At 35.3% G+C, this 12,238-nt stretch carries 12 protein-coding genes and 1 pseudogene; 6 read left to right on the top strand and 7 right to left on the bottom strand.

The annotated features are described in order from the left end of the window. Positions 1-450: 450 nt before the first annotated feature. Positions 451-1,926, top strand: a complete 1,476-nt coding sequence (locus AAIE21_RS00130) for a protein adenylyltransferase SelO (protein ID WP_343264918.1) — start codon at positions 451-453, stop codon at positions 1,924-1,926. Between the two features lie 95 nt (positions 1,927-2,021). Here AAIE21_RS00130 and AAIE21_RS00135 read toward each other — a convergent pair whose 3' ends face one another. From AAIE21_RS00135 to AAIE21_RS00150, 4 genes are all read right to left on the bottom strand, one after another. Next, on the bottom strand, positions 2,022-2,642 hold the full coding sequence (locus AAIE21_RS00135) for an FMN-binding negative transcriptional regulator (RefSeq protein ID WP_343264919.1): 621 nt from the start codon (positions 2,640-2,642) through the stop codon (positions 2,022-2,024). Between the two features lie 166 nt (positions 2,643-2,808). Then, entirely contained in the window at positions 2,809-3,777 is a 969-nt protein-coding gene (locus AAIE21_RS00140) for a bile acid:sodium symporter family protein (RefSeq protein ID WP_343264920.1), read from the bottom strand. 11 nt (positions 3,778-3,788) lie between these two features. Further along, a complete protein-coding gene (locus tag AAIE21_RS00145; RefSeq protein WP_343264921.1) occupies positions 3,789-5,174 on the bottom strand; it encodes an FAD-binding oxidoreductase in 1,386 nt (461 codons plus the stop codon). Positions 5,175-5,454: 280 nt separating this feature from the next. Then, on the bottom strand, positions 5,455-6,240 hold the full coding sequence (locus tag AAIE21_RS00150; RefSeq protein WP_343264922.1) for a TrmB family transcriptional regulator: 786 nt from the start codon (positions 6,238-6,240) through the stop codon (positions 5,455-5,457). A 339-nt stretch (positions 6,241-6,579) separates the two neighbouring features. On the opposite strand from AAIE21_RS00150, the gene AAIE21_RS00155 reads away from it, so the two are divergent. After that, complete coding sequence (locus AAIE21_RS00155; RefSeq protein WP_343264923.1) at positions 6,580-7,098, top strand: GNAT family N-acetyltransferase; 519 nt, start codon at positions 6,580-6,582, stop codon at positions 7,096-7,098. Between the two features lie 34 nt (positions 7,099-7,132). Beyond that, positions 7,133-7,585: a DinB family protein gene (locus AAIE21_RS00160; RefSeq protein WP_343264924.1), complete on the top strand. Its 453-nt coding sequence runs from the start codon at positions 7,133-7,135 to the stop codon at positions 7,583-7,585. A gap of 83 nt (positions 7,586-7,668) precedes the next feature. Here AAIE21_RS00160 and AAIE21_RS00165 read toward each other — a convergent pair. Further along, positions 7,669-8,129, bottom strand: a pseudogene (locus AAIE21_RS00165) (VOC family protein); the annotation flags it as partial. Positions 8,130-8,270: 141 nt separating this feature from the next. Here AAIE21_RS00165 and AAIE21_RS00170 point away from each other — a divergent pair. Together AAIE21_RS00170 and AAIE21_RS00175 are read left to right on the top strand one after the other, a co-directional pair. Then, on the top strand, positions 8,271-8,726 hold the full coding sequence (locus tag AAIE21_RS00170; protein WP_343264925.1) for an SRPBCC family protein: 456 nt from the start codon (positions 8,271-8,273) through the stop codon (positions 8,724-8,726). A 45-nt stretch (positions 8,727-8,771) separates the two neighbouring features. Further along, on the top strand, positions 8,772-9,182 hold the full coding sequence (locus AAIE21_RS00175; RefSeq protein WP_343264926.1) for a VOC family protein: 411 nt from the start codon (positions 8,772-8,774) through the stop codon (positions 9,180-9,182). A gap of 395 nt (positions 9,183-9,577) precedes the next feature. Here the strand turns inward: AAIE21_RS00175 and AAIE21_RS00180 are convergent, their stop codons facing one another. Together AAIE21_RS00180 and AAIE21_RS00185 are read right to left on the bottom strand one after the other, a co-directional pair. Then, positions 9,578-10,150, bottom strand: a complete 573-nt coding sequence (locus AAIE21_RS00180; RefSeq protein WP_343264927.1) for a GNAT family N-acetyltransferase — start codon at positions 10,148-10,150, stop codon at positions 9,578-9,580. 402 nt (positions 10,151-10,552) lie between these two features. Further along, the gene (locus AAIE21_RS00185; protein ID WP_343264928.1) at positions 10,553-11,464 is read right to left on the bottom strand and encodes a VanW family protein; all 912 of its coding nucleotides are present in this window, start codon (positions 11,462-11,464) and stop codon (positions 10,553-10,555) included. 419 nt (positions 11,465-11,883) lie between these two features. On the opposite strand from AAIE21_RS00185, the gene AAIE21_RS00190 reads away from it, so the two are divergent. Beyond that, positions 11,884-12,231, top strand: a complete 348-nt coding sequence (locus AAIE21_RS00190; protein WP_343264929.1) for a hypothetical protein — start codon at positions 11,884-11,886, stop codon at positions 12,229-12,231. The last annotated feature ends 7 nt before the right edge of the window (positions 12,232-12,238 follow it).

Consider the following 12,238-nt stretch of genomic DNA (forward strand, 5'->3'; position numbering starts at 1 on the left):
AATATAAATCTTCATTTTATTATCAATCTTTTTATGATGAGCCTTAAAGTTTTCAATTCCTGAAAATTTACCCCGCATTCACAAACAGTAAAAATCCCACTGATTAACGTTTCACTTTATCTAGAGATTCTATATTTCAACTTGCTGTCTTAATGTTCCAACATCCACTAAAGAACTTTACATAATGAAAAATGTTTACGTTTTGGTTCTGCAAATAAAAGTGTTACTATATATATCAGAACCATTTGAATACAACTCAATTACTAATGCATTTTTTTATTTACCATTGATTAAAGTTGTATCATACATATCTACAAGTGGATCACAAAAGCGAAGGACAAAAGTGCAACAATATTAAAATCCCCTTCTGTCTACAAATAAAACGGAGAATATTATGAAATACTTTTTATATTATGCTTTAAACTAAAATGAAAAAGAAAAGGAGATACAATGAAAAAGAAAAAAGAAACACAAGAAACTGGATGGAACTTTGACAATAGTTATGCTCGTCTGCCAGAATCATTTTTCACAAAAACTTCTCCAACGCCCGTACGTTCACCAGAGTTAATCATTCTTAACGATTCTGTTGCAACTTCTTTAGGGTTAAATATGGAAGCACTCCAAAGTGAAGAAAGTGTGGCAGTATTTGCCGGTAACAAAGTATCTGAAGGCGCTTCTCCTCTTGCCCAAGCTTATGCCGGACATCAATTCGGACATTTCAACAGGCTAGGAGACGGCCGTGCGCTGCTAATCGGTGAACAGATTACTCCTTCAGGTGCACGATTTGATATTCAATTAAAAGGATCTGGAAGAACACCATACTCCCGCCGAGGGGATGGACGCGCTGCACTTGGTCCAATGCTACGTGAATATATTATCAGTGAAGCAATGTATGCACTTGGTATTCCTACTACTCGTAGTTTAGCTGTGGTAACAACGGGTGAGTCAATCTTGCGTGAAACAGCCTTGCCAGGTGCAATTTTGACACGTGTAGCTAGCAGTCATATACGCGTCGGCACATTTCAATACGCAGCAGCAAGCGGTTCAGTTGAGGATCTTAAAGCTTTAGCTGATTATGCGATTAAACGTCATTTTCCAGCTATTCAATCAGATGAAAACCCATATTTAGCGCTGCTTGAAGAAGTGATGGAGCGACAAGCCAGCTTAATTGCAAAATGGCAACTCGTTGGCTTTATTCACGGAGTAATGAATACCGATAACATGACCATTAGCGGAGAAACCATCGATTACGGCCCATGTGCTTTTATGGATACATATGATCCAGCAGCGGTATTCAGTTCCATTGATACACAAGGACGATATGCCTATGGCAACCAGCCTTATATTGGCGTTTGGAATCTTGCCCGATTTGCGGAATCTTTATTGCCACTGCTACATATAGATTTGGAACAAGCTGCTCAAATTGCACAAGATAACCTTTCAAGATTTGGCGCGTTATATGAAGCACATTGGCTTGCTGGAATGAGAACCAAGTTAGGCTTATTTAATGAAGAAACACTGGACAAAGAGCTAATTGAAGAGTTGCTTAAAATAATGGAAAAATATCGCGCAGATTATACGAATACATTCCTTTCTTTAACGTTTAACTCACATGAAGATAACGATTTGTTTAACAGCTCAGAATTTACAAATTGGCATAAAAAATGGCAAGAAAGGTTAAGCAGACAGCAGGAATCAAACTCTGCTTCACAACAATTGATGCGAGATCATAATCCTGCAATAATCCCGCGAAATCACCGCGTAGAAGAAGCATTAGATGCAGCTGTACAACAAGGAGACTATGGCGTGATGGAACAATTGCTTGCGGTTCTTTCAAACCCTTATGCACATTCGCCTGAACAGCGTGAATATGCTACGCCCCCTGCACCATCATCCCGTCCTTATCGAACTTTTTGTGGTACGTGAGAAAAAATGCAGTTAACACTTTCTCATGATTTACTATTTATATAACATAATGCTATCCCTCAAAGTGAAGGGATAGCATTTTTTTACATAAAAAATCATTCCTCATTCTTTATAAGATTTCCTTTCATCAACATAGCAATACCTTTGTGATTGTCACTATCAATTTGTTCAAGTTGTTTCACAACCAATTCTTGCCGCTTCGCTGAATGATTTTGACTTAGTTTTCCTTTCCCCTCAATTCTATTAATCTTTATTTTAAATCCTACAATCCCCTTACTTAACCCTTCAACATAATTAGGTTCCACTTCATCTAATGAATAGGAGCTCGCCGGATCTTCATATTTATTTACTAAATCACGGAGAGAATCGATTAATTCTTGTTCATCGTCTACAATTTCCATTTCACCATATACATGAACTGCTACATAGTTCCACGTTGGAACAGCTTTGTTTGTTTCATACCATGAAGGAGAGATATAGCAGTGTGGTCCTTGAAAAACTGCAAGTACTTCTTGATTCTCAGTGTCTCTCCATTGTTCATTCGGCCGTGCAAAGTGGCCATATAGAATACGCTCGTCTCTATTTAATAGTAAAGGAAGATGCGTTGCATATGGTGCTCCATTATTCTGAGAAAATAACGTTGCAAAGCTATTTTGCTCAATGATTTCATATTTCGTTTTTTCATCTTTTATATCAAAGTATTTTGGTATGTACATATCCTTCCTCTTTTCTTATCATTTTATCTCCCAATTATATTTAGAAAGAAGCGAATCCAACAGGGACAGATCATTATTATTTTACAAGGACAGTATTACTTCTATAACAGAATCATAAAACGCCTTTCAGTATTTGAACTGAAAAGCGTTTTAAATAGATACGCGTTCACCTTTCCACACCCGCTTGAATACTTTGATTCCGCAGAACATCCACAGTTTTTTTCGACCAAAAAGTAGCGAGTATAGGTCCTGCAATATTATGCCATACTGCTGCTAAAACACTTGGCAATGCTGCTAATGGCCCAAAATGTGCGGTTGCTAGCGCTACACCTAAGCCAGAGTTCTGCATCCCCACTTCAATGGAAATCGCTCGTCTCGTTCCTTCATCAAGCCCGAGTACCAACGCTGTCAAATAACCAAGTAAAAATCCAAATGCATTATGGAGCATCACCGCTACAAGAATTAACAAACCAGAAGAGGCAATACTGCTTACATTTGCTGAAATAACTGCAGAAACAATAATGATAATTGCTAAAACTGATATAAGAGGTACAACTGTGATACCTTTATTCACTACTGTCGGAAAGAATTTTCTAACTGCTATCCCTAAAATAATTGGGACAATGATAACTTGTATAATAGAGAGAAACATAGACATCGGATCAACAGGCATCCATTGCCCCGCCAATAACAACAAAATGAAGGGTGTAGCAATTGGTGCTAGTAAAGTCGATAGTGACGTCATCGCAATGGATAACGGAAGGTTCCCTTTTGCAAGATACACCATTACGTTAGAAGAAGTTCCACCTGGCACCGAACCAAGTAGAACTAATCCTGCTGCTAATTCTGCTGGTAACTTCATCATATATGCAAGCGCGTACGCAACAAGGGGCATAATGATAAACTGAGCACATACGCCAATAATGACTGGCAACGGCTTCGTTACAATCAGTTTAAAATCAACCGCTTTTAACGTCAGCCCCATTCCAAACATAACAACACCTAGCAAAATCGTAATATACCCATTAAACCAGATGAATGGTGAAGGAATCATAAAAGCAATAACTGCGATACAAATAACCCAAATAGCAAAATATTTTCCCGCTACGTTACTGATTGCTTCTAACGTTTTCATCGAATCATCCCTTATTCTTTGATTTTAAAAATCTTATTCGGATTCAAAATATTTTTCGGATCAAGAGTTTGTTTTATATTTTTCATCACAAGAAGTGCTGCCCCGTGCTCTTTTTCTTGATATTTCCGTTTACCAATCCCTACCCCGTGTTCACCTGTACACGTACCGCCGCGCTCCAGAGCATACATCACAATTTTTTCATTGACCGCTTCTGTTTTCTGTACTTCCTTTATATCATTTGGATTCACCATTAATAGAACGTGAAAATTCCCATCTCCGACATGTCCAAGTATTCCCCCAACGATTCCCATATCATCTAAAGTCTCTTTTGCATACTGTATTGCATTTGCTAACTCTGAAATAGGTACACAAACATCCATACTCATCAGTTTTTTCCCTGGATGGCTATGAACATAAGCGTATGCTAAATTATGTCTTGCTTCCCATAATTTATTTCTCGCTGCCGTTTCTGTTTCAAATGAAATACCGTTACACTTATGATCTTTCACAATTTCTTTTGTAAAATCAACATCTTGTTTTAATCCTGCTTCATTACCATGAAACTCTAAAAACAACGTCGGCTCTTCTCTATAGTTTGTTTCACTGTATTTGTTAACCTGTTTCATAGATAGTTCATCAACAAGCTCAATTCTCGCAATTGGAATACCGGCTTGTAAAATATCAATCACAGCTTCTACCGCATCATTCACTGTCGGAAAAGATGCTCTTGCTGCCATCGTATGCTCAGGTATTCCATACACTCTTAATGTTAACTCCGTAAAACAACCAAGTGTTCCTTCTGACCCAACGAAAATGCCATTTAAATGATAACCAGATGATGACTTTGCAGCTAGCGTCCCTGTATGTATAATCGTTCCATCTGCCAGTACCACCTCTAAATCCCGAACTTGATCACGCATAACACCATACTTTACTGAAGTCGTTCCACTCGCATTTGTAGCAGCCATTCCACCTAGTGTAGCATCTGCTCCTGGATCCACACTGAAAAACAGGCCATACTTTTTTAATTCTTTATTAAGCTGTAAACGAGTTACGCCAGGTTGAACTTTAACGAGAAAATCCTTTTCTCTTACCTCTAGCACTTGATTCATAAGTGAAAAATCTATTGTAATCCCGTTTTCATATGGAATCACATGCCCTTCCAAACTTGACCCCACTCCAAATGGAACAACTGGTGTTTGGTACTTGTTTGCTAGTTTCATTATTTCACCAACCTCTTTTGTCGTTGTTGGAAATACAACAACATCAGGTAGACTACTGGCATGATAAGATTCATCCTTACTGTGCAATTCTCTCACCGTTTCATTCACTACTACTCCTGTTTCAGGAAGTATCTCTTTTAAAGCAATTATCAAATTTGCAGTTTCAGCTTTCATTTCATTCTCTCCCATCATTCTGTTGCATAGTTAACATGCAATTTAAAATCTTTTTATAACGATTCATCTGATGAACTATTTCATACATAATAATCTGAAGAGTCGAATAATTCAAGTCTTAATTTAGAAACAACTCTAACTTCTTCCTATCATCAAAAAACGAAAAAGAGTCCACTCATATTGGACTCTTTTGTATTTATGCGAAATTTTTTTTTGGAATTCCTTTTCCATTTTTTCATGTATATCTTGATTTGCAGCAATACTTCCAAAAGCAACCCAATTAAACATGCAAACCTTTTTCTTTGAAATAACTTAACATTTTCCGGTAATTCTCTCCGTACTTCTCTTGAAATTCTTTTCCAAAATCTTCTTCTATATGCTGCATCATCATATCATGGTAAAAAGCATTTTTTATTACTTCAATTACTGCTGGATGATTCGTCTCTAATGCCGATGGCTTCATATCTCCTTCAAAACTACCAATTAAAGCTAAACTAGAATCGCAGAGAATCGAAAATTTCTTTTCTTCTGTAGGCCACTCTTCATCCCTATAATGCTGGAATACATGTTTAAGAGATGTTTTACATGCTCCCATTGTAATTAAGATGACACTAATCCCTTTACTTTCTGCTACAAGTAATGCTTCCTCTATATGATACAAATCTTCTGACCAAATATCTACAACTATAGATGTTTCTGCATTTGCAATAACGCGGCGTACAGCATTATCTAACGCATGACTTCCTTGCCAATTATAAAAAGCTGGTTTAGGTCTAGGTGGAGTTTTTAATTGATTCATAAGATCCTTCGAAGTTTGTTCAAATTCAGCTTGAAAAAGGCGGATTAATTGCTCAATCGGAACAGCATTATAAAGCACGGTCTCCCCTTCCATACTTCGGCAAGCTCCTTTGTCTGTTAATGACCATAATGCAGCATATACATTTGTTCTTGAAACAGATACTCGTTTTGCAACTTCATACCCGGATAAATCTGACTCTTCATGTAACGTCAAATAGCATCTTGCTTCTAAATCAGACAACCCTATCTTTTTCAGTAAATCAATCATGCGAATCCTCCTTACTAAACAATCAAATTAAATATTCTTTAAGTAGTATTTATCAATACTCCTAATCTGATATTACATTTAGTTTAAACGAAAACAAACAAAATTTCATCTACTTATCCTCATTAATTAACATGGTAAAATATTGAAGGTAAGTTTCAAATTCAGAATTACAGTATTACATACATGTTCATTAAGGCAATGAACAACATTTGGACATCTCAATCTATAGTCTTTAAATTCATAAACATCCTTATCCGCAAGTACTTTATTCCTCTAGTATCCAAATTATGTTAAGATTATTTTAATATTTCAAAAAACATATAAAGGAGTCTAATTAAAATGAATGTCTACTTAGCAGATCCTACAATCGACTTACAAGAGGAGTACCTAGAATTCTATCAAGAATGGAAAAATAGTGGTGAAACGATGGTTCCTTGGGTTATTGCAAAAGATCCTTCTAATTTTCCAGAAATGGTTCAAGATCTACTCGATGCAGCAGAAGGAAAAAATCTCCGTAAAGGCTGGGTACCTGACTCTACTTATTGGCTTGTCACAGATCATAAAAAAATTGTTGGAGCTGTAAATATTCGTCACCGTTTAACTGAGCATTTATTCAATGCTGGTGGACATATCGGCTATGGTATACGCCCTTCCGCAAGACAAAAAGGATATGCTACAAAATTATTAGCTTTATCATTAGAAAAAACAAAAGAATTAAATATTACAAAAGCTCTTGTCGTTTGCGACGAATGGAATGTTGCTTCTGAGAAAACAATTTTACATAACGGAGGCCTTCGTGACAGTGACTTTATCGAAGAAGATGGAAATATTGTAAAAAGGTATTGGATTGAGCTGTAAACATCCAGTTATTAAGGAAAACGGAGGGATTCACATGTCTACATTAGCAACTCAATTAGAAAATACAATTCATACTGCTTCTCAAAAAATGATACTTCTTTCTGACATGGATATAAAACTCACCCCAACAAAATGGTCTAAAAAAGAAATATTAGGTCACCTTTGCGATTCTGGTACGGTAAACCATAAACGCTTTGTTGATATTCTTACTTCAAAGGAAGCTATTATACTCACTGGTTATAATCAAGATTTGTGGGTGTATGCACATAATTATCAACAATCTTTTTCATCAAATGAAATTCTAAAATTATGGGAAGCGATTAACACACAAATTATAAAATTATTAAACAATGTAAAGAATGAACAATGGCAACTTACATGTAAGTTAGAAGGCCAACATGAGGTAACTTTAGAGTGGCTTGTTACAGATTATATCGACCATATGAATCATCATCTCACTCAAATATTTACAACCCGTAAAAAATAAACCTCTTTTTAGCCTTCTTTGGCCTAGATTACATATCAAAAATAAGGAGAAAAGCTCACTGTCCGCTCTCCTCCTTATTTATATTACTCTACCTCTGCTTCAAACTGCACCGTAATTCCACTTGGATCCACCACTGTAAACCCATTCACTTTCCCTGTTAATTCATGATTTTTCCCTACTAATCTCTCTTTCACTTCATCCAATGCCTCTTTATGTGGCAATACAATTGTGTATACTTTTAATCTCGTTGCACGAGTTGGAGGATGTGGATTTTTTATTCCATTCCACGTATTAGCACCAATGTGGTGATGATACCCGCCCGCTGAGATGAAAAGACAATCCTCTTCACGTTGCTGTACTTCGAAACCAATCGTTCCCACATAAAATTCATGTGAATTTTTACATCCGCTATTCGTAAATGCACATGCCCAACTACCCTTTCTGCTGGTAATCCATAAAAATTATAGTCAACGAGCGTTGCTAGTTCTTTTAAGTTTAATGGTGTGCTTCCGCCTGGATCTTCCCCCCATTGAGCACGGGAACGCCAAGAAATTTGAATCATGTTATATGCATGAATAGAGATTTATCCTAAATCATAAATAAACATAAAATTCTATAAATAACTTGACGAAACGAACATTTGTTTGTATTATGAAATTAATTCAAAATAGAAAGGGGAACTGTAATGAAAAGTTGGACAGAAGAAATTATCATTCACACGCCCATTGAACACCTATTCTCTTATTTAGATGGTTCATTAGCTCAGATGCAAAAATTAATGCCTCAGGTGATAGAGAATACACCTCTCAAAGAAACAGACGCAATTATCGGGAATGTTTATCGCCAAAAGTATAAAGAAGGCGAAGAAATCCAGGAATATGATGTAGAAACACTTGATTATATAAATACAACCACACAAAAAAAATTGAAATGCGGATTTACTCTTGCTAATATGTTTAATATTACTGCTACATATGAATTAAGACAAATAGATGAAATGCAAACATTATTTAAATATACCACTACAAATCAACCATTAACTGAGCAAGCTGAGTTATATATGAAATCTGCTACAAATCAAGTTGTAGTTGACTTTGTTAATCGTGTTAAAACGATTGCTGAGTCTGAATATAGTAAATAGATTGTTACTTAAGTAACATAATAAAACATTAAAGGAGCGTTACAAATGAAGCAACAAATTACTCCATACTTAACATTCAACGGCAATGCAAAAGAAGCACTTGAATACTATAAATCGGTATTTGAAGGAGAAATTCAAGGAATCCAAACTTTCGGTGATGCTGAATTTCCAACGCCACCAGAAATGGATAATCGCATTATGCACGCTCGTTTCAAGAAAGATGGTTTATTTTTCATGGTATCTGATGCATTTTTAGGTCAATCCGTTGAAGTTGGAAATCATATTTCATTAGCTCTTGAATTAGATAGTGAAGATGAGATTCAAAAAATTTACGATACATTAATCGAAAAAGGAACTGTACTTGTGGAATTACAAGATACATTCTGGGGCGCAAAATTTGCGAAAGTGAAAGATTGCTTCGGTGTTATTTGGGATTTAAATTATACAAAAGCTTAATCTCCATAGAAAAAGGTGCTCTCTATACATAAGCACCTTTTTCTATATCATTTTACAATACGATTCATTTATCTTCTTTATTCTTCTTCCTTCTATTGACATCTTTTAACGTTTTACTAAATCCTAAAACAAAAATGATAAATATGATTCCAGCAATTGCTACCGTTTCCAAAATGAATTGCACAGTTCCCTCCTCCTTCGGGCAGCACCACATGCCCATCAAGTTACTATTTTGAAGTGTCTATCGTGATCAGGCTAAGAAAAAGAAATTTCCCCATAACGAAGAATAGCTAATTTTTTCGATTTCTAAATTTTAGGAAAATATAGGGTAATACCATAATTGATATTACATATGGAATGTAAAAAAAATTATAAAAGAAAAGGAGTTAGAAAATTTAATTATTTGTGTATTCCCCTTTCAGAATACCATATATCTCTAAATCAACAACTCCTTTCCCAGACCATAATGAAGCTTGTCTTAACAATCCTTCTTTTTTAAAACCGTTTGCTAAGAGGACCTTTTTTGAAACCTCGTTTGCAGGCATAACCTCTGCTTGAATTCTGTTTACATTTACTTCTTCAAATAAAAATTTTATTAGCATACGAACAGATTCAGTTGCAATCCCCTTTCCCCAATAGTCCTCTGCCAAAAAGTAACCGATAGATACCATGTTTACTTTTTGGTTAAAGTCCATAGATTCTATAATTCCTACCAATTTATTAATTCGATTCTTCTGAAAGATTCCCCACTTAACTTTACTTTTTTTATGGTAATCCCTATCAAAATGACCGATCATTTTACTTACCGTTTGTATGTTATGCTTAGGAATGATCCCACAATATGCAAATACATTTTCGTTGTCGTAGATTGTAAATACTTCCTGTAAGTGTTCCTCTTCAATTTTTCTTAAAACTAGATTCGCGGATTCTAATACTGGAAAAGCTCCAAAAACCATTTCTAGATTCATGTTATTCTCTCCTTAAGTTATTCTTTAATGGATATGTAGATCTTCATTTTCACTTCTTTATTTTATAATTTCAACAAGATATTTTTTTGATAATTTGTGCTAATCCTTACATTTATATTGTAACCTACACAGTGTTCTTCTTTATGTGATTTTGAGCGTATTTAAAAAGACAGCTTTCCTTTAGCATAAGGAAGGACTTCTTTTTAATTTCATCAAAGCAACTACAAACATGAAAATTCCCATTACTGATTTATGTGTATACAAAAAGCCATCCCTTCTAGAAAAATACTAGAAAGAATGGCTTAAACAATAATAACGTGAAACTACTATTAGCAATCGTTTTCCTACTACCACTAATAGCTAGTTGAAGCAATCAGGCTTTTACGAGCAGTAACACTACTCTTATCTTGCTGCACGTACCTCTGCAACAAGCTTTCCACCTTCTACGCTCATATAAAGCTTCACAGGCACATCATTTGTATTCTCAAATACTAAATCTAAATATGGATATGCAATTGTAGCATCTCGTCCTTTCGGAACGTATCCTACTGTTTTGGAGTGCGTTGTTCTTTCTACCATTTTTAAACCTGCTTGATCAGCTGCATTATAAAGAGTAGACGATGTTTGACATACTCCACCACCATAACCATCTACTAATTTCCCATCAACAATTTCTTTCCCTAGTTGATACCCTTTATCTGGTGTTGTATCTCCGATTAATGCATTAAAAGAGAAACGATCTCCTTTACCTAGTACTACACCACTAATGCTGTTCGCAGACAAACGGATATTTTCAATTCTACCACCTGTAGAACCACCTAAGTTTGTTTCATATCTTCCTAAAACTGCACCACTTCCACTTGCATCAGCTGATGTCGCTACAGGTTTTTTCTCAACAATCGGCAATTGATATGAAGAATCCCACATTCCTACATTCATTAATTTATCTACTAGATCTTTTTCTATTAGCTCATAAGAAGGCTTACCTTCTTGCCATGTTCCATCGCTTGCCATGCGCGAAGGAACCATCTTTTGATCGATACTTTTTCCTACTTCTTTAGCAACCTTCGTTACTTCTTTTTTAAATTTATTTTCATCTTCAAAATAGCCTAAGCTTGCTAGATTGACATTTTTCACTTCTTTCCCACTTCTTGCATCAACTAAACTTACACTATCACTGACGCCAGTCTTAGCTTCTACAACATGCTCTCCTATGCCGCTTACTAATGAAACTTCACTTACTTTTGTACCACACCCACTCACTACACCTACGCATAGTGCCCCTATTACTACACTTTGTACTTTACGTAACAATACACTCTCTCCTTTGCCCTATACTATTACTCTTTGTTTTTAAATTTATGTATGTATAATTACTAAACTTTGCAATATGACTACAAAATATTACAATATGATTTCTACTATATTAAAATTACTCTTTTCTTTGAGAAATGTCTACACATATTTACTTAAAAAATTTAAGTTTGTTAAAAATGTAATCTTTCTCTTATTTAACCAGTATATACCAAGCAATAATCTGAAAACAATTTTAATACATTAATAATTTTGGAATTTTTTATAAACGAATATAATTCATAAAAAACACTTCACAAATTCTCTTCCATACGTTCGATGAAGTACTCTATTCAAAATAGGTATTTGCCGTGCCACCCATCCGCTCTTACACATACATTATGATGAATTCAACCAAATTTAAAGAACGGAGGATGTTTATGTATCCCTACAATTCATATGATCCATACACTCCTTATGTACACCAACAACAATATGATGTACACCCGCAACACCAACCATATATAGAACAAACAGAACAATTCGATCCATATGACCCAAACAGACAATTTCAAATTCCAATTTCATTCCCTGGTGGTGGTGGCCGTCAACTAGAAAGACGAGTAAATGAGCTAGAACAAAGAGTAAATCAATTAAACCGTCAAGTAAATCAACTTCAAAACACAGTAGAACGTCATACACGTAGACTCAATCGATTAAATCAGCGTTTACGTACTGTAGAAAATCGACTCAACATTCCATTTTCAGCAATTGAGGATGGATTTTAATTAGTAA

It is taken from the genome of Paenibacillus sp. 102, from assembly GCF_039549175.1.
Lineage (GTDB): Bacteria > Bacillota > Bacilli > Bacillales > Bacillaceae_G > Bacillus_A.